This window comes from Clostridium beijerinckii, from assembly GCF_008705175.1.
In the GTDB taxonomy this organism is placed as follows: domain Bacteria; phylum Bacillota; class Clostridia; order Clostridiales; family Clostridiaceae; genus Clostridium; species Clostridium beijerinckii.
Genome location: NZ_CP043998.1, coordinates 4,831,115 through 4,850,638, shown reverse-complemented (window position 1 = coordinate 4,850,638; position 19,524 = coordinate 4,831,115). Strand labels below are relative to the sequence as shown.

15 protein-coding genes are annotated in these 19,524 nt (G+C 29.3%); 13 read left to right on the top strand and 2 right to left on the bottom strand.

Annotation, left to right across the window (positions count from 1 at the left end):
• Positions 1–2 precede the first annotated feature (2 nt).
• From F3K33_RS21755 to F3K33_RS21725, 8 genes are all read left to right on the top strand, one after another.
• Positions 3–644, top strand: coding sequence for a flagellar brake protein (locus tag F3K33_RS21755; RefSeq protein WP_039770248.1), 642 nt, complete (start codon positions 3–5; stop codon positions 642–644).
• Positions 645–764: 120 nt separating this feature from the next.
• Positions 765–1,493, top strand: coding sequence for a FliA/WhiG family RNA polymerase sigma factor (locus tag F3K33_RS21750; RefSeq protein WP_023973269.1), 729 nt, complete (start codon positions 765–767; stop codon positions 1,491–1,493).
• A 372-nt stretch (positions 1,494–1,865) separates the two neighbouring features.
• Positions 1,866–2,486: a hypothetical protein gene (locus tag F3K33_RS21745; RefSeq protein WP_039770250.1), complete on the top strand. Its 621-nt coding sequence runs from the start codon at positions 1,866–1,868 to the stop codon at positions 2,484–2,486.
• 38 nt (positions 2,487–2,524) lie between these two features.
• Entirely contained in the window at positions 2,525–2,680 is a 156-nt protein-coding gene (locus F3K33_RS26525; protein ID WP_167514399.1) for a hypothetical protein, read from the top strand.
• Position 2,681: 1 nt separating this feature from the next.
• The gene (locus F3K33_RS21740; protein ID WP_039770252.1) at positions 2,682–3,452 is read left to right on the top strand and encodes a flagellar basal-body rod protein FlgG; all 771 of its coding nucleotides are present in this window, start codon (positions 2,682–2,684) and stop codon (positions 3,450–3,452) included.
• A gap of 86 nt (positions 3,453–3,538) precedes the next feature.
• A complete protein-coding gene (locus F3K33_RS21735) occupies positions 3,539–4,306 on the top strand; it encodes a flagellar basal-body rod protein FlgG (protein ID WP_023973266.1) in 768 nt (255 codons plus the stop codon).
• Between the two features lie 763 nt (positions 4,307–5,069).
• Entirely contained in the window at positions 5,070–6,716 is a 1,647-nt protein-coding gene (locus F3K33_RS21730) for a putative manganese-dependent inorganic diphosphatase (protein ID WP_012060402.1), read from the top strand.
• A 634-nt stretch (positions 6,717–7,350) separates the two neighbouring features.
• Entirely contained in the window at positions 7,351–9,936 is a 2,586-nt protein-coding gene (locus F3K33_RS21725; RefSeq protein ID WP_023973265.1) for a calcium-translocating P-type ATPase, SERCA-type, read from the top strand.
• 21 nt (positions 9,937–9,957) lie between these two features.
• Here the strand turns inward: F3K33_RS21725 and F3K33_RS21720 are convergent, their stop codons facing one another.
• Positions 9,958–10,389 (bottom strand): hypothetical protein, encoded by a 432-nt coding sequence (locus tag F3K33_RS21720; RefSeq protein WP_012060399.1) that lies wholly within the window; start codon positions 10,387–10,389, stop codon positions 9,958–9,960.
• Between the two features lie 838 nt (positions 10,390–11,227).
• Between F3K33_RS21720 and F3K33_RS21715 the strand changes: the two genes are divergently transcribed.
• The gene (locus tag F3K33_RS21715) at positions 11,228–12,274 is read left to right on the top strand and encodes a DNA polymerase IV (protein WP_012060398.1); all 1,047 of its coding nucleotides are present in this window, start codon (positions 11,228–11,230) and stop codon (positions 12,272–12,274) included.
• Between the two features lie 580 nt (positions 12,275–12,854).
• Here F3K33_RS21715 and F3K33_RS21710 read toward each other — a convergent pair.
• Positions 12,855–13,628: an HAD family hydrolase gene (locus F3K33_RS21710; RefSeq protein ID WP_039769557.1), complete on the bottom strand. Its 774-nt coding sequence runs from the start codon at positions 13,626–13,628 to the stop codon at positions 12,855–12,857.
• Between the two features lie 194 nt (positions 13,629–13,822).
• Between F3K33_RS21710 and wsfD the strand changes: the two genes are divergently transcribed.
• From wsfD to F3K33_RS21690, 4 genes are all read left to right on the top strand, one after another.
• The gene (wsfD, locus tag F3K33_RS21705) at positions 13,823–15,301 is read left to right on the top strand and encodes a glycan biosynthesis hexose transferase WsfD (protein ID WP_039769555.1); all 1,479 of its coding nucleotides are present in this window, start codon (positions 13,823–13,825) and stop codon (positions 15,299–15,301) included.
• An 836-nt stretch (positions 15,302–16,137) separates the two neighbouring features.
• Entirely contained in the window at positions 16,138–16,992 is an 855-nt protein-coding gene (locus F3K33_RS21700) for a diguanylate cyclase domain-containing protein (protein WP_039769554.1), read from the top strand.
• A complete protein-coding gene (locus F3K33_RS21695) occupies positions 16,976–18,256 on the top strand; it encodes a polysaccharide deacetylase family protein (RefSeq protein WP_039769552.1) in 1,281 nt (426 codons plus the stop codon). Before F3K33_RS21700 ends, F3K33_RS21695 begins: the two co-directional genes overlap by 17 nt.
• 4 nt (positions 18,257–18,260) lie before the next feature.
• On the top strand, positions 18,261–19,514 hold the full coding sequence (locus tag F3K33_RS21690) for a glycosyltransferase family 2 protein (protein WP_039769550.1): 1,254 nt from the start codon (positions 18,261–18,263) through the stop codon (positions 19,512–19,514).
• Positions 19,515–19,524 lie beyond the last annotated feature (10 nt).

Below are 19,524 nucleotides of genomic sequence, written 5' to 3'. Positions count from 1 at the left end.
AGGTGCTTAATTTTAACTTAAAAGTTAATGATAGAGTGGAAGTAATAATAGGAGAAAAAGCATATAAAGCTCTAATAATGGATGTAGAGGATGACTTTTTAAAAATGAATGTTCCTGTTTGTGATGGTGATTATTTAATGCTTCACGCAGGAGAAAAGATCGAAATGAATACTTACTTAAGTGAAAATGGATGTTTTAACTTTTCATGCGAAGTAATTTCAAGAGGTAAAGAAGGAAGCATAATATACTATAAAATCTCAACACCATTTAATATTGTAAAAATACAAAGAAGGAATTTTTTCAGAGTTGGGTTATTAAATCCAGTTAAATATAAAAAGATTACTGGGATCGATGAGGAAGATATTCCTAAGATACCTTATAAAGATGGATTAATGGTTGATTTGAGTGCTGGTGGATTAAAATTTAAAATAAATGAAGAAATTACTAAAGAAGATTTGATATTGGTTAGCTTAAAATTAAGCAAAATTGAAGTCGAAATTAAGTGTGATATTGTAAGAATTGAAAACACTCCAGATAAAGAAAAATTGTGTGGATTAAGATTTATTGATATTACTCCAGCTCAAAGTGAAAAAATGATTCAAGAGCTTTTCGAAATAATGAGAAGGCAAAGAGCTAATATGTAAATTTAGTGAATTAAATTTTGGATTTTTAAGGCTAGTTTTGTTCGAATGGCTTAAAAGTAAAAATTGAAAGAGTTTGCGAATATAAATTGAGAAATGAGTTTATGGGGAGGTAATAAGGATATGCACGCATTAAAAGACGTTGATGGAAAAGAGCAGATCATACAAGAATATATCCCGTTAGTAAAGTATATTGCCTCGAGGGTTATGTTTGGAAAGAACAAATACATGGAATATGAGGACTTAGTTAGTTATGGTATGGTTGGGCTTATGGATGCGTTAAATAAGTTTGACAATACGAAAGGAATGAAATTTTCATCATATGCGTCTATAAGAATAAAAGGTGCTATGATAGATGAGCTGAGGAAAAATAGACCTATATCTAAAGGGGCAATGGACAAACTAAATAGATACAATAAAGCGATAGACACATTGCAGTTAGAACTATTAAGGGAACCTACTAATGATGAGATTGCAAAATATCTTGGGATATCTATAAGTGAAGTAGGAGAAATTGAAAATTACATAAATTATATTTCAATGGTATCACTGGAAAATGTAATTTTTTCGGATGATGAGGATGTAAACCTTATTGGAATTATAGAAGATAAAAATAGTCCAAGTCCTGATGCTCACTTACAAGATAAGGAGCAACTAGAGATTTTAACAAAGGCAATTGATCTCCTTAAAGAAAAAGATAGAATAGTATTAAATCTTTATTATTATGAGGGATTAACTTTAAAAGAGATAGGAACAGTATTAAGCGTTTCCGAATCTAGAGTTTGCCAATTACATAGTAGAGCTATTAGTAGCTTGAGAGAGTGCATGAGAAAATTGCATTATATTGATTAATATATAATTCACAGTGCACAATTTACAATTCAAATTGCATAATTAAGATTGGACAGAGATATATGTGTTGATTAGGTTAAAAGAGATTGTGAGTTGTAGATAATCGTTAAAAATTTAAGCACTGGAATATAAAAAGTTGGAATTACATTTTGCTATGGCTTAAAAAATTAAATATATTTTCGAAGTGTGAAAATATAACATGAAGTGTGGCATAATAAATTGTGGACTAAAAACTGTAAATGAATAAATGTGTATTGTGCATTCAATAAATAACTATGCATTGTGAACTGAGCAGTGTGAATTTAACAAATAATTGTGCATTGTGAAATGTGAATTGAGCATTAAGCATTGTGCATTGAACAGAGGTGTTTTATGCCATTAATATTACTGATAATAGGATTCAGTTTAATAGTTTATAATTATCGTGTTATCAAGAGAGAAAATAATATAAATAAAGAAAATGATGCATTAAATATATCATTTCAAAGTGTGTTACAAGATAGTAAAGAGGAATTAAATGATTATAAAATGGAAATAGGACTTTTAAGAAGAGATATTGCAGAAAGTCTAACTGAATTACAGGAAGAAATTATTAAAATAAAAAGTGATTTAAAAGAGCTTAAGAATGGTGAAGAAGGATACGAAAATAAAGAAGATCTAGAAATTGAAGATTTTCTAGATAAATATGATATAGATGACAGTATAAATTATGGCGAAGATAGAGAAGAACATAAAAAATCTAAAAGACTGTACATTGTGGATGATAGTATAATGGATCTGGATGATGAATATACTGAATCTTTAACAGATACTGATATAGACGAAGAAATTGGAGTGATATCTGAAATTAATTTTTCAGAAAGTGCGGATAGTAACAAGACTCAGAGCATAAAAAGACTTTTAAATGCAGGGTTAACAGAAGATGAAATATGTCGCGAATTATCTGTGAGTAAGGGGGAAGTATTATTAGTAAAAGGCTTATTCAAAAAATAAAAAATAAATTTATATTTCTCATGGATAGGAAGATCTTATTGGGTATAGGAATAGGATTGGTTTTAGGAGTTATATTTATGTTTGGATATAAATATACTGCTAGTCTTTCGGATAGCCAGATAGAGGAAAAGGCTAGAGCTTTAGGTATGATTTATGAAAGCGAACGCAAATCTATTTTGAAAGGGGACAATTAAAGTGATAAGAGGATTCTATACTTCTGTTTCAGGATTAATAGCGCTTCAAAATGATCAGGAAGTAGTAACTAATAATATAGCTAATGTTAATAATACAGGATATAAAAAACGTGAGCTTACAAAAAGTAGCTTTGAAGACGTGATGATATCTAACAGACAAAAGCTTGTAGGAGATAAATACGTTAAAAATGACATTGGAAATTTAAATATGGGCGTAAAAGTTAATGATGTTGAAACAGTTTTTACACAAGGAGCATTTAAATCAACAGATAGTATGACGGATTTTGCTATAGATGGTAGAGGATTTTTTGTAGCTCAAAATGGAAATAAAGAAGTTTATACAAGAGACGGAAATTTCAAAATCAATAATGAAGGCTATCTAATAACAAATGATGGATCACAAGTATTGGGAATAAATAACTCTACAGGTGCAAGAGAACCAATATATGTTGGCGATTCAAAGTTTTCAATAGACGGTGACAACAACATTAATATAGATGGAGTTGGAGCTGCAGATAAGTTATTAACAGCAGACTTTCAGAATTATAATAATTTAGAACCAATTGGCGATAATTATAGCACTATGGATAACCCTATTTATAATGCAAAAGTAAATGTAAGACAGAACTTTCTTGAAAGCTCAAATGTTGATCCATCAACAGAACTAGTAAAACTTATGGAAATAAAAAGACAATTTGAAACAAACCAAAAATTTGTAAAAATGCAGGATGAAACAGTACAAAAGGCGGCAAGTGAATTAGGTCGAGTATAATAGGATAAGGCAAATTAGAGAAAATAAAATGTTCAAAGTGGTTAAGAGAAATTTATTGATTTTGCCTAATGTAAAGGAGGAAAATTATGTTTAATATTTTTGCTACAGCAAAGAGTGGAATGAATGCGTATCAAGAGAAGCTAGATTATCTTTCTAATGACCTAGTTAATATTTCAACAACAGGTTATAAGAGTACAGATGTTAACTTTAAAGATTTATTAACTGAATCACTTGATAGAAGGGGAACACCACTTGTGGAAAAAAAGGCGATTACTGGAACTGGAGTTAAATTAGGAGTAAATTATGCTAATAACAAACAAGGGAATCTCTTAACAACAGGTCAAAAAACAGATCTTGCTATAGATGGAAAAGGATATTTTGCACTTTCAAAGGAAGATGGAAGCATAGTATATACTAGAGATGGTAATTTTAAAATAGATTCGAATGGAGCTTTAGTAGACTCAAATGGAACTAAAGTTTATGTTCAATATGAGAATGGATTTTCAGAGGGAAATCCAGCTTTAGATAGGGAGAAGATGTCTATAGATAAAGATGGAGGAATATCTATGGAAGTTGATGGACAAGCAACTAAAATAGGTACAATTCCTGTCTTTACAGCTATAGGTGATAAGAGCTTTATACCTATTGGAAACAGTTATTTTGTTCCAAGCTCAGATGCACAGGTTGCACTAAGTAGTAACTATAATATAGAACAAGGTATGTTAGAAGGTTCAAATGTAGATGCAGGAGAAACATTTTCAGATATAGTACTTACACAAAGAGCTTTTCAACTTAGTTCAAAGGCTGTAACTACAGCGGATGATCTTTGGAGTATGATAAATAATATGAGATAAAAGGTGGCTTAGCCACCTTTTTCAATGCACAATTATGGTACAATTTCCATTGGAAATTGGATTGGAAAAAGAAATTTCAACGCATTGGTTGTCCTAGCTCAGATAGTAAAACTGAAAGTTGGAGAATGCTAAAGTGAATACAACCAATGATTATAACCTTCAGCGATACTTGCATAGATTTTCGGAATCAAAATATTTATGATTTTGATAAGTTTCCACATAAGTCTAGCTTTAAAATCGGATATTTATATAATTTCAAAAAATTTATTTATTAATTGTGAATTGTGCATTATGCATTGTGAATTGAATAAGGTCTTTACAATAATTAACTTTATAAGTAAAATAAATATGTGTGAATTAAGTAATATACTTGTTCTAATATGTCAATTTATATATAAGCCAATTATAAGTTAGATTTATACTATGAAATATATCCCAACTAGAAATGGGTAATATATTTTTGTGGAATGTTTCATTGGTAATTTTGATGGATGTGATTCTTTGGCTATAAGTTGTTCCAAATGTGCTAGTTCACAGCTTGTTCTTTGAGGCTAGCACTTTGAGTGCAACTTTATAGCCTTAGAATCACCCATCATAATTACCTAGAAACTGGAACAAAAGTATGTTATTCATTTCGGTGAGTTATATGCATAAGTTCAGGTCTTAGTTGGTTATCTATATATAAGGCACATGAAAATAGCAAATTCATTATTTTATGTGCCTAATGTACTAAAGTAAAACAAAAAATTTAGGAGGAATTATTTTGGAAAATGTAGTTTACGTAACTGGACATAAAAATCCTGATTCAGACTCTATTTGTGCTGCATATGGTTACGCAGAGTTTAAAAATAAGACTGGTAATATTCCGGCTATACCTGTGAGATTAGGAAATGTAAATGCAGAAACACAATTTATATTAGATCATTTTGGTGTTAAGGCTCCAAGACTTTTAGAAACAGTTAGATTAAAAGTAGAAGATTTAGATATTGATACAATTGGACCTATAACTTCTAATATTTCTTTAAAAGCAGCATGGAATATAATGAGAGACAATCATTTGAAATCACTACCTGTAGTTGGAAATGATAGTAGATTAGTGGGAATTCTTTCGATTTCAAACTTAACTTCATCATTTATGGATATATGGGATAATAATATATTAGGAAAAAGTAATACATCAATTGAAAATATATTAGATACGCTTTCTGCTACTAGTGTATATATAAATGAAAATTGCAAAACATTCCCTGGAAAAATTGCAGTTACAGCAATGCAACCAGATAGTTTAAAAGAAATTGTAGATAAAGATGATATTGCTATTGTAGGAGATAGACCAGATGTACAAGAAGCTTTAATTGATATTAATACATCATTAATAATAATTACAGGAGCACATAAGCTTGCTGAGAATTTACTTTCTAAAGCTAGAGAAAAAGGAGTTACTATAATAAGTACACCTCATGATTCTTTCACAGCTTCAAGATTATTAATTCAAAGTATACCTGTAAGTCATGTTATGGCTACTAAAGATTTAATATCATTTTCTAAAGACGATTTAGTTGATGATATCAAAGATGTTATGGCTGAAACTAGATATCACAGTTATCCTGTAACTGATGAAGATGGAAGAGTAATAGGAACAGTCTCAAGATATCACCTTATTTCAAAGCATAAGAAAAAAGTTATTCAAGTAGATCATAATGAAAGAGGCCAATCAGTTGATGGATTAGAAGATGCTGAAGTACTTGAAATTATAGATCACCATAGAGTTGCTGATATACAAACAAGTAACCCTATATTCTTTAGAAATGAACCACTAGGAAGCTCTTCAACTATAGTTGGAAAAAGCTTTTTTGAACGTAATATAACACCACCTAAAGAAGTTGCTGGATTATTATGTGGTGCAATAATTTCAGATACTTTATTATTCAAGAGTCCAACTTGTACAGAACAAGATAAAGACATATGTCATAAGTTGGCTGAAATAGCTGGTATTTCAAGTTTAGAAGAATTTGCAAAAGAGATGTTTAAAGCTGGAACTTCCTTAAAAGGAAAGACTGTATCTCAAATATTTAATCAAGACTTTAAGCCTTTTAATATGGGAGAATCAAGAGTTGGAGTAGCTCAAGTAAACACAATGGACATCGATGGATTTATGCCATTAAAAGATGAAATGTTAAGTTACATGAAGAGCGAAGCAGATAGCAAAGGTTATGCTGTAGTAATGTTACTTTTAACAGATATATTAAAAGAAGGTTCACAAGTTCTAGTTGCTGGTGAAAGACATGATTATGTTGAAAAGACATTTAATATTCAATTAGTAGATTCAATGGCATTTTTACCAGGAGTTCTATCAAGAAAGAAACAAGTAATACCACCACTTACAAATGTAGTTAACTCGATGAAATAAATTTAAAGAAGAAAAAATCCTTTAGGGGATTTTTTCTTTTTTTAAAACAATAAAGGTATTGAGCATTAGATACCTAAAGCAAGCTTAAAGTTATATATGTAAATACCGAAATGAAGGTCATGCATTTGTTCGGGTTACTGAGGATTTAGTTGTGAATTTCTAACAGTAGAAAGTTGTACCCATTCCTGCATGCTCCTGTGACAAAGCACAGGACAAGCAAAAACGTAACAACTTCTACTGAAGAAATGTCTACAGCAAAATCCTCTATGTAACACTTCCACAAAGGCAAGACCTTCATTTCTGGTGAATATAATAATTAAAAATATATGTTTTACTTTTGATTCGGTATCTAGGTGTGAAATACTTAGGAATCAATATGGTGGATTGAGGTTCTGATATTTATTTGTATATTTAGTATGCTCCAGAATATTTTTATTTAATGTGAAAAGGATTAGTAAGAACCACAGTACTTTTCTTTTTTGTGTGGAAAGACTTTATAAGTGCTTACGCACTTTTATTTTTTTTAGGTGATAGGAATTTATAAGTGCTTACGCACTTTTTTTTTTTATGTGCATAACTTTTGTAATGGAAAATATATATATTATATAAAGTTCTATATTTAGGAGGAAAAGTTGTGGTACAGGAAAAAGAGTTGACATCTGGTCTTAGCACTAAGGAAGCGGAAAAGAGGATTAAGAACTTTGGACTTAATGAATTGAAGCACCATAATAAAGCATCAGCATTCAAAATATTTCTATCTCAATTTAATGACTTCATTGTTTGGGTGTTAATTGCATCTACTATAATTTCCGGGATAATTGGAGATAAGGCAGATGCCATTACAATACTTATAATAATAGTTATTAATGCAATACTAGGATTTGTCCAAGAATTTAAAACAGAGAAATCTTTAGAAGCGTTGAAAGAATTAGCGGCACCTACATGTAAAGTTTTGAGGGATTCAAGTATACAGATTATAAATTCTATCTACTTAACAATAGGGGATATTGTTATTTTGGAGGCTGGAGATAGGATACCTGCTGACGGATTCTTTATAGAAAGTTCATCAGTAGTCGTTGATGAATCACTATTAACAGGTGAGTCAGTTGGTGTAAACAAAGAAGCCAATCCATATAAAGCTGATGGTAAAAAGACAAAGAAGAATAACGAAGGATTTATGGGAACTACTGTAGTAAAAGGAAAAGGATTATTTAAAGTTGATTGTATAGGAATGAACACCGAAATGGGGAAGATTGCAGACCTAATTCAAAATATTGAAGAAGAAAAATCCCCTTTAAATAAAAGATTAGACTCTCTAGGGAAAGTACTAGTTGTAATTTGCCTTGTGATATGTGCAATTGTTACTGCAATGGGAATAATTAGAGGAAATGATATAACAGAGATGTTCTTACTTGGCGTTAGCTTAGCAGTTGCTGCAATTCCAGAAGGTTTAGCTGCTATTGTTACTGTTTCACTGGCTCTAGGTGTGTCTAGAATGCTTAAGAAAAATGCACTCGTAAGAAAACTTCCAGCTGTAGAGACACTTGGATGTACATCTGTAATATGTTCTGATAAGACAGGAACATTAACTCAAAATAAGATGACTGTAAAAGAGGTATATTTAAATGGCAGAATTCATGAACTTGAAAAAGAAAAGCTAAGTAATTATACAAAGTTCATGAAAGCTCTTGTATATTGTAATGACTGTAATTATGATTTTACAAAGAAAAAAATGAGTGAAGCACTTCATGGTGATCCAACAGAAACTGCACTAATAAATATGTTCTTTAATGATGTTAATGATTTAGAAGATTTTATAAATGATGCAAATAGGATATATGATATACCATTTGATTCAAATAGAAAGATGATGTCGGTTATAATCAAGGAAGGCGCTAAGGAGGGAGCAAATGAAACATGTTACGTTAAGGGAGCTCCTGAAAGAGTAATAGATAGATGTGAATTTATACTAGAGAATAACAAAATAAAACCATTCACATATCAAAAGAAAAAGCAAGTTAGTGATTTTATTACAGCAATGTCATCTAGAGCACTTAGATGTATAGCAGCAGCATATAAGGAAGATAATCTAACAAAAAGTGATAAGTTAGAACAGAATTTAATTTTTATAGGTATAGCAGGAAGTATTGATCCACCAAGAGAAGAAGCTAGAGATGCAGTTTTAAAATGCAAACTTGCAGGAATAAAACCTATAATGATAACAGGAGATCATCAGAATACTGCACTTGCAATAGCAAAATCTTTGAATATATGTAATACAGCAGATCAGGTAATGACAGGTGATGAAATTGAGGCTATAAGTGATTTAGAATTAGAGGGAAGAATAAAAAAAGTAAGAGTTTTTGCGCGGGTTTCACCTAACCATAAGTTAAGAATTGTAAGGGCTTTTAAGAAAAAAGGAAATATCGTTGCAATGACAGGCGATGGTGTAAATGATGCACCTGCTATTAAGGAATCAGATATAGGAGTTGCAATGGGAATTTCGGGTACAGATGTAACGAAGGAAGCATCATCTATGATTCTTATGGATGATAATTTCTCAACTATAGTTGCAGCTGTAGAAGAAGGAAGAATAATATATGATAACATAAGAAAATTTATAAGATACTTACTATCTTGTAACCTTGGAGAAGTGTTAACAATGTTTTTGGCAACTTTATTCTATTTACCTAATCCATTAAGCCCAATACAAATATTACTTGTAAATCTAGCTACTGATGGACTTCCAGCTATAGCACTTGGAGTTGATCCACCAGAGCAAGACATAATGAGACAATCTCCAAGAGAAAAAAAGGAAAGTATATTTGCAAGAGGATTAGTTGAAAAAATAGTAATAAGAGGAACATTAATAGGATTATGTACCTTACTATCATTCATGGTAGGAAGATACTACAAAATGGATTTGGAAACATGCCGAACTTTAGCATTATGTACATTAATTTTATCTCAATTAATACACGTATTTGAATGTAGATCAGAAAGATACTCCATATTCCAAATTAAATTATTTACAAATCCTTATTTAGTTGGAGCTGTTTTAATATCCATATTACTAATGTGCTCAGTTTTATATGTACCATTTTTACAAAATGTATTTCATACAGTAGCATTATCTCTTAATCAATGGCTTATAGTCCTATTCTTTTCAGGGATAATAGCATTTATTAACAGTGTATATTTATTAATAAAGACAAAATAAAAAAAGGGCTTAGCCCTTTTTTTATCTTCTCATCATATTGTTTGCTTGTTGACGTGATTTTTTTATTTGGCTATGATCTATTGGTACTAAGTCTTTCTTAGTTGTAAGATTTAATAAGTTAAATATTTGAACTTCTTGAGAATTTTCCTTCTTACTATCCTTATCACCTGTAACACCCATAACAATAACTTTGTTACCTTGCTTTACAGCAATGAATTCAGGTTTCTTAAACCATCTATTCTTTTTATACCAACACTTAACAACTTTTTTTCCAACTTCAGGCTTTATAACCATTTCAACCATTAATCTATTGAAGATAACATAACTTTTTTCAATAAGCTTTACAGATAAAACAGTTCCAGATATGCTTGTAATTCTGTCACCATACTTTTCCATATAAGCATTTTGGAAATAGTTACTGAATTTACTACCTATTTTTTCTTTAAGACCCATAATAATTACTCCTTTACATAAAAATATCGCTAATAACGCTATTATACTTAAAATACTTTATTATTATACCATATGTCAAATAAAATTAGCTAACTTTTTAATATGTATATGTTGCAATTTACAATGCACATTTCACAATTCACAATTACAGCTAAAATTCTTGTAATGTTTCTAGAATTATGATGAAGTATTATTTTTGCAATATATATGTATAGCAATTAATATAAATATAAGATTTATGCCATATATTATTGTTTCATTAACTAATGATTTATATGTTAAAATACTTATAGATTATTTTGTATAATAATATACAGATTTTTTTATAAGCTATATAAAAAAAACGAGTGCAATTTGTTTATAGATAAACTAGATTTAATACCATGAAATATTATCCCAACTGGAACAAAAGTATGTTATTCATTTCGGCGAGTTATATGTATAAGTTCAGGTCTCAGTCGGGTTATCTATATAGGTATCCAATTTAAGAATTCGACTTATTAGATGAACAGATTTACAAAATTGCTAGAATTTTAAGCTCATATCGTTACTAGAAATCATAAATATATTTGTGAAGAAAACATTTGAAAATGAGCTGTTAAAGGTTCTTAGCTGTAGGTTGTTCCAATTTAGCTTGTCAAACTGAAAGTTGGAGCATGCTAAATTGGATATAACCTGCTGCTTAGAACCTTCAGCGATATTTTCATAGCTTTTCGGAACAAAATATTTATGATTTCGGTAAGTTACCACATAAATCTAGTTTCAAATTTGGATATCTATATGCATGATCAATTAAATATTGAAAATTAGTTAATCATAAAGAGGTGATTTTATAAAAATGGATAATGTAATATTGCACGTAGATATGGATGCTTTTTTTGCATCTGTTGAGCAAAGAGACAATCCAGATATTAAAGGTAAGCCCGTTATAGTAGGCGGGATAAGTGAAAGGGGAGTAGTATCAACTTGTTCTTATGAAGCAAGAAAATACGGCGTTCATTCAGCCATGCCGATGTTCATGGCTAGAGAGAAATGTCCAAATGGAATCTTTGTATCTGGGAGATATGGAAAGTATGCTAAAGTATCTCAGGAGATATTTGAAATATTTAATGAAGTAACGCCACTAGTAGAACCTGTATCTATTGATGAAGGTTTCTTAGATTTGTCTCAAGGAAAAATAAAAGATGGAATTGAGGCTGCAAGGTATATTAAAAATAGAGTATTTAAGGAAGTTGGTTTAACTTTATCTATTGGTATATCTTATAATAAATTCTTGGCAAAGCTTGCTTCTGAATGGAATAAACCAAATGGAATCAAAGAAATAAGAAAAGAAATGATTCCTGATATATTATTTCCTCTTCCTATATCTAAGGTTCATGGTTTAGGTAAAGTATCAGTAGCAAAGCTAAATAATATGGGGATATATTATATTGAAGAATTATATAAGATGCCTAAAGAATTTTATATAGAGTATCTAGGCAAGAATGGTATTGAGATATACGATAGAATAAGAGGAATTGATGGTAGGAAAGTTGAGTTAATTCGTGAAAGGAAGTCTATAGGAAAAGAAAGGACTTTAAAATTCGATACTAAGAATAAAGAAGAATTGAGAGAATACATTAAAGAATTTTCTTTTGAAATCGAAGAGATTTTAAATAGAAAAAATGTCAGTGGAAAAACTGTAACACTTAAATTTAAAACCAAGGATTTTGAAAATCATACAAGAAGTAAAACATTAAATTATTATATTGGCACTCAGCTTGAAATATATAAAGTTGCAGAAGAGCTATTAGATAGTGAGCAATTGAAAGAAGAAGTAAGGCTGATTGGAGTCAGCATATCTTCATTCAAAGAAACAGAAGTACAGCAAATGAGTTTGTTATAATGAAGTTCGCGCTAGATACTATAGTTAGGTATATAAACAACGAAAGGAAGGTCATGCATTTGTTCCGGTTGCCAGAATATTTAACCGTGAATTTCCAATAGCATAAGTTGTCCTATTTCTGCGTGTTCCCGAGACAAGCTCGTGACAAGCAAAAATAATACAACTTCTACTAAGGAAATGTCTGCGGTTAAATATTCAATGCAACACTTCCACAAAAGCATGACCTTCCTTTCTGGCATATACTACAATATATAAGATAGTGTTTAACTTTACACTCGTTATCTAGGCGCGAAATAATCAAAGGTATATGTGAAATACTTAAAGTGATAGCAAAACAAAGAAATAGAATACATATATGTGAAGTCAGGCATTGAAAAATGAGCTGTTGGTATGTCTTAATGGGACGTTGTTCCATTTTGCTTGTCCAAATAAATTTGGAGCACGCATAAATGGGCACTACGTCCCATTTAGATATACCTAGCGAAATTTTTCTAGTCCTGTGGAACATATATGTATTCTATTTCGGGTGTTTATCGATTCACTTTAAGTTCTGCACAATACCAATACCTTATGACTGTGATTAAAGAGCATATTCAAGAATTGCTCTTAAAACTCCATGTTCTACATTACTTGCAGCTATGTACTTACCATATTGCTTCATGTCCTCTGGAGCGTTTTCCATGACAAAGCTATACTCAGCTTCAGCGAGCATTTCTATATCATTGTAATAATCTCCGAATACCATAGTTTCTTCTTTTGATATATTATCAGTATCCATAAGACTCTTTAAAGCAACACCTTTGTTAACGCCTTTGTTTGAAATATCAGTCCAAATTGCAGCTGTTGAAACTATATTAAGATCGTTGGTTAATTCACTGTCAGTTATATTATTAGTGCCTTCCAAATTACAAATACTAATTTTAATTATATCATCATCAATTTTACTTAAATCATCTACAATTTCTAATGTTGTATAATATTTCTTTATTTCAGTCAAATATTCTTCAGAATAATTTTCAATATATGCACAATTTGGAGAGCATACTACTAATGCATTTGCTTTGACTTTTTTAGCTTCACTGATTACATTTTGAACCATATCTTTAGCTAAAACACTTTTATAAATTATCTCATTATTATCAACAACTAAAGCTCCATTTTCACAAATAAAAGATAAATATCTTCCTACAGGGCCAAAGTTAGTTTGTAGCGTATAATAAGGTCTTCCGCTAGCAGCAACAAGTTTTATGTTTTTTGCTCTTAAACGGTCCAAGATATCAGTAAATCCATCTGGTAAGTGACCATTCTCATCTAGTAAAGTTCCATCCATATCTGTTACAACTAATTTAATCATAAAATCTCCTTCCAATGCTTCGAATTTTAAAATATATACATTTAAAATGATAACACATATTTAAGAACTAATAAAGGTGATGATTCTACCATGGAAGATATGTACATATAGATTACATTTTAAAGAATAATTTATAACTTGTTTCACATCCTATAAGTAAAGGAAAATCAAATTATTATTTATGAAGGAGAAAGATGAAAAATATTTTGAATAGAATAAATAGTATTTTTAAAAATATCAATTATCCATTAGCAGCTTTTTTCCTAGTAATAATAATAGGCATATTTACTTTATTTATTAAACCTATTATTGGCATGGCTGATAATGGGGATTTCTATAGAGTGATAAGTTCAAATGGTGTATATGAATTAAATCCCAATGATAGTGATTTATATAATGGATATTTTTATAGGCATTATGGAATTTATAAATACAATAATGATATAGAAAAAAACTTTATATCAACTCAGGGGATTTTTATTAAGATAGCAGTTTACATAAGCCAGATGATTAATAAAAATTTCATTTTAGATATAAGATTCATGTCATGGATGTTTTTATTTGTAGAGGCAATTGGAATTTATTTAATTGTAAAGGTATTAATAAATCAAGTTAGTGAAGAAAAACATAAATTAATAATAACGTTAGTAACCATTTTTATATTTTGTGACACAACATATTTAGCTTATTATAATTCCTTTTATGGGGAAGCTATTAATATAAGTTTCTTTCTGCTCAGCATAGGAATTTTATTAAATATGGCAGAATTCAATAAGTTTAGCAAGCTGAATATATTGTTGTTTGGAATCTCATCTTTTATATTTTTAGGTTCAAAACAGCAGCTTTCTCCAGTTGGTATTTTAATTGCAGTATTATGTCTTAGAATAGGATTTAAAAATAAGGAAAAATTATTTAAGGGGCTATCTATGGTTTTAGCTATTGGATTTGTGATAAGTTCAATATTGTTCTATAAGCAAATAACTGGGGATTTTCAATATATTAATGGATATCATGCAATGAATAGAGGGATTTTATTATATGAAGAAGACCCTGATGAAGTTATGAAATTTTTTAACTTAAATGAGCAGTATTCCTTATTAAAAGATACAACTTTCTATGATGATGTGACTTTAGTTAATTTATATGATAAACAGCTTATAGAGGATTATTATAAAAAATTTACTACAACAAAAATAATCTCTTATTATATTACAAATCCAAGGGCATTTTTTAAAATGTTAAAAATAGCTTTTGATAATGGATATTCCATAAGACCTAATGCAATGGGGAATTACGAGAAATCTGAAAACAAAGAATTTGGGGCTAAATCATATTTTTTTGCATTATATAGCACAGTAAAAGAAAAAGTATTTACAGGAAATATTGTACTATCAATTATTGTGATAATAGGGTATTGTTATTCTTCAGCTGTTAGATACATAAAGGCGAGAAAAATCAACTGTGATACTATGATTTTCAAAGAAGAGGCATATTTTTATATATTTTTAGTTGGAATATCTCAAATTATAATATCTGTTATAGGGGCAGGAGATGCAGATTTAGCTAAACATGTTTTTATGTATAATATGAGTTTTGATTTGATTTTAATATATTTTATATCTATAAAATTACAAAAGCATCAAGTTAAGATAAAATCAAAAAACAATAAATAGATATATATGTTTTAATTTACAATGCACAATTGCAGCTGAAATTCCTGTAACATTTTTACAACATATATGTTTAAGTTATTAAGCTCATATCTTTACTAGAAATCATAAATATATTTGTAACCACAAGGGTCATAATATGGAGAAAACATTTGAAAATTAGCGTTTGATTTATACTTTGAAATATATTCTATACTAGAAAGTAGAAACATTTTTGCGCAGCAGGCATTTAAAAATGAGATGTTAAAAGTGCTTTATTGTAGGTTGTTCCACTTGTGATTGTCACACTGAAAGTGGGAGCAAGCACGAGTGGCGACAACCTGCAATTTAGCACTTTCAGCGAAATTTTTATAGTCCTGCGAAGCAACAATGTCTTTACTTTCGGTTGGCTATATGTATAAGTCTAATCCATACTTGTGTTATCTATATAGATAAGTCAATTATAAGTTAGATTTATACTATGAAATATATCTCAACTAGAAATGAGTAATATACTTTTGTGGAATGTTTCATTGGTAATTTTGATGGATGTGATTCTTTGGCTATAAGTTGTTCCAAATGTGCTAGTTCAAAAAGTGAGAATCGAAATTTTATATTTCGTTCTTCGAACTTTCTCTGTGAGCGCTTGTTCTTTGAGGCCAGCACTTTGGGTACAACTTTATAGCCTTAGAATCACCCATCATAATTACCTAGAAACTGGAACAAAAGTATGTTATTCATTTCGGCGAGTTATATGCATAAGTTCAGGTCTTAGTTGAATTATCTATATATGAAAGAAACAATAAGTAAAATTTGATTTTGTATTCACTTTCAAGTGTTTTGAACTGGAGGAATGATATGTGGAACCAGTTAATGTAAGAAAAAAGGTTGATATCCTAATAACTATACTTATAGCGTATTTCTTTGTTTTATGTTTAAGCTATAAAGTTTTTGAATTAGATAATTCTTTTGAAAATTATATTATGCTCGAAGTTGTAATGATAATAGCCCTTGTAAGCTATTATACTAATGTTACATTGGCTTTAGTTGTTACTCTTACAGCTGATTTTATTTATATGAGTTACAAATTATATTTAAATTTCTGGGGAAATGTAAATATTGATTTTTACTCATATTACTGGATTTTTCTAATTCCAAGTACAGCTATTTTAATGTCTTTAGTTTCAAGAAATATTTTTGCGCTTCAAACAGAAAATGAAAGTTTGATAAATGAAAATTTAGAATTAGTCATGATAGATGAGGAAACAAATATTAAAAATCAAAGAGCTCTTTTAATGGAGCTGCCAATATATATGAAGCTTAGCACAAGACATAAAATTCCTGTTACCTTACTTATTGTAAAGATTAAGTTTGCAGAAAAACTTAGAAGTATATTAGGAAAAGAAGGATATAAGCTTTTGCTGATTCAGGCAAGTCAGGTTCTTGAAAAAAGTTTAAGAGAAGAAGATATTAAATATATAATAGATGATAAGACTTTTGGGTTTTTGACAATTACTGATATGAGTGGAGCGAAAGTTGTAAAGGAGAGATTTAGAGAGAACATTAATAAATATGATTTTACTACAGGATCTCATTATAAAAAAGTGAAGCTTGATATTCAAATTGGCAGTTATACCTTTGATAATTCTATAAAAGATCCATTGGAACTCATTAGACTGGCAGAGAAGGAATTGGAATATGATATACATGAATAAATGTTTTATTTATAGAGTTATAACAATTTTGATTTGCTTTATAGGCGCTGAGTATTTTATTAACCCCATGAAATGTTATGGAGAAAACGAGAAAATACTTATTTTGTATGATAAAAGTAAGGAATATGGAAGTGAAAAAAATTTATTGAGTGCTTTAGTTAAAAGTCAGTTATCAAAAGAAAAGGAAATTAACATAGCTAAAATTAATATAAATAATTCAAAAGATTTAGGGCAGTACAATGAAATATTCATTTTAAATATAGGAGAAGAAAATCATAGTATAGAGGTATTAAGAGAGGAATTAAAATCATATGAAAGAAAGGTTGACTGGATTAAAAAATCTTCTGAACTTTTAGATAAAAAGGATTTGAAATTAAAAGCTGAAACTTACTTTTATCTTGATAATGTAACTCCTTTTAATGATTTAAATAATTTAATAGGCGAAGTAGATTATTTAAAAGATAAGGGGATTAAATTTTTTATAGAAGCAGCGCCGGTATTTGTAAATGAAAACTTGAAAGCCATGGGCAGATTTTCAGAAGCTCTAAGATATGCACAGGCAAATGGAGGAAAAGTAATACTTAAGTTTCCTATAATTAATTCTAAAGGAGTAAATGGAACAGATACAGGGGGAAAAATAATTGGAGATAAACTTAAAGAGGCCTTTAAGAATTATACTAATTATTGGATTTATCCAGTTGGAATAAATGCTGATGAAGAATTTCTCTATAGAGAAGATTTGAAAAATATTTTAGAAAGCACTAATACTTTATTTCTAAATTACAATGAAGATATTAACATTGATATAGATAATTATGAAATCAAAGCTTATACCAATTTTATTCAAAAAGTTGATTTAAACGACTATATTAATAATGAAAAAATAAGCGGTAAAAATGCAATAAAAATAGAAAGTAACTGCAATTTAGAAGAATTTAAAAATAATGTTGATAAAGTTTTAAGTAAAGAAATTAATCTTATTCCAAGTAATAAAATGAGCACTTATATAAAATTTGAAAGTGAAATTAAGAATGATAATGTAAGAGTTTTTTTTAACAATCAAGAGGTAACTCAGGATAGATTTATTAATGCAGAAGAATATGAAAATGCTGTTAACAAAACGATTAATAAAGAAAATCCAATTAAAGAGGATTTAACTCTTACTAATAGAAGACTGGAAATATTCAGTGGAGCAGCTTTAATAATATTTATAGGAATACTTATAATAAGCAGAAATATAGAAAGAAAAAGGTTTTTTAAATAATGGTATGAATATTTTAGATTATTTAGTTATATATTCACTCATAGTAATATGGATAACAATTTTTATGAATGTGATATTAGTAATAGCCGGATATATGTATTATTCAAAAGTAAACAAGGAATATATGTATGAAGAGCTTGAAAGCTATCCATTTGTATCAATATTAGTTCCAGCTCATAATGAAGCTGTAGTAATAAAAAAGACAGTAATTTCTTTATTAGAATTGGATTATCCAAATGATAAATATGAAATTATAGTAATAAATGATAATTCAAGCGACAATTCTAAAGATGTACTTGAAAATGTCCAAAAAACTTATTATGGCAGAAATCTTATAGTGATTAATACTGATAATATAATAGGGGGAAAAGGAAAATCAAATGCTTTAAACATAGGTCTTCAAAGAAGCAAGGGAGAAATTTTGGCGGTTTATGATGCAGATAATACTCCTGATAAAAATGCTCTTAAGTATTTGGTGCAGACTTTGATAAAAGATAAGAAATTAGGAGCAGTTATTGGAAAGTTTAGATGCAGAAATAAGGATGTAAATTTACTTACAAACTTTGTTAATATAGAAACTCTTACATATCAATGGATGGCGCAGGCAGGAAGATGGTATATGCTTAAACTTTGCACTATTCCAGGAACTAATTTTGTAGTTAGAAGAGAAGTAATGGAAGAAATGGGAGGTTGGGATACAAAAGCTATAACAGAAGATACAGAAGTCAGCTTTAGAATTTACAGAATGGGATATAAAATAAAATTTATGCCTCTTGCAGTAACTTATGAACAAGAACCTCAGACTATTAAAGTATGGTTTAAGCAGAGAAACAGATGGGCAAAAGGAAATATATATGTGGTAATAAAAAATCTGAAATATTTATTTGGACTAGAAGCAGGAGTGACAAAATTTGATATTCTATATTATACTTTGGTTTATTTCTTTTTTTTATCTGCAAGTGTAATATCAGACTGTTTATTTTTGCTTGGAGGAGCAAATTTAATTGAACTTCATATTGGAGGGTATGAGATTATTTTATGGTTTATGGCATTATTAGTATTTGTCTTATCAGTAATGGTAGCAATTTCAACGGAAAAAGGAGAATTGAATGTAAAAAATGTATTGATTATATTTTTAAGCTATTTTACTTATTGCAAAATGTGGGCTATAGTTTCGGTGGCTGGTTTTTACAATTATATAAGGGATGTTGTATTGAAAAAGGAAGCAAAGTGGTATAAGACAGAAAGATTTTCTTAAGGAGGAGCAG

What these genes read in the sequence shown, in the direction of transcription:
- F3K33_RS21750 (WP_023973269.1), top strand. Translation starts at nt 765, where the DNA reads ATGCACGCATTAAAAGACGTTGATGGAAAAGAGCAGATCATACAAGAA.
- F3K33_RS21745 (WP_039770250.1), top strand. Translation starts at nt 1,866, where the DNA reads ATGCCATTAATATTACTGATAATAGGATTCAGTTTAATAGTTTATAAT.
- F3K33_RS21735 (WP_023973266.1), top strand. Translation starts at nt 3,539, where the DNA reads ATGTTTAATATTTTTGCTACAGCAAAGAGTGGAATGAATGCGTATCAA.
- F3K33_RS21720 (WP_012060399.1), bottom strand. Translation starts at nt 10,389, where the DNA reads ATGGGTCTTAAAGAAAAAATAGGTAGTAAATTCAGTAACTATTTCCAA.
- F3K33_RS21715 (WP_012060398.1), top strand. Translation starts at nt 11,228, where the DNA reads ATGGATAATGTAATATTGCACGTAGATATGGATGCTTTTTTTGCATCT.
- F3K33_RS21710 (WP_039769557.1), bottom strand. Translation starts at nt 13,628, where the DNA reads ATGATTAAATTAGTTGTAACAGATATGGATGGAACTTTACTAGATGAG.
- wsfD (WP_039769555.1), top strand. Translation starts at nt 13,823, where the DNA reads ATGAAAAATATTTTGAATAGAATAAATAGTATTTTTAAAAATATCAAT.
- F3K33_RS21695 (WP_039769552.1), top strand. Translation starts at nt 16,976, where the DNA reads ATGATATACATGAATAAATGTTTTATTTATAGAGTTATAACAATTTTG.
- F3K33_RS21690 (WP_039769550.1), top strand. Translation starts at nt 18,261, where the DNA reads ATGAATATTTTAGATTATTTAGTTATATATTCACTCATAGTAATATGG.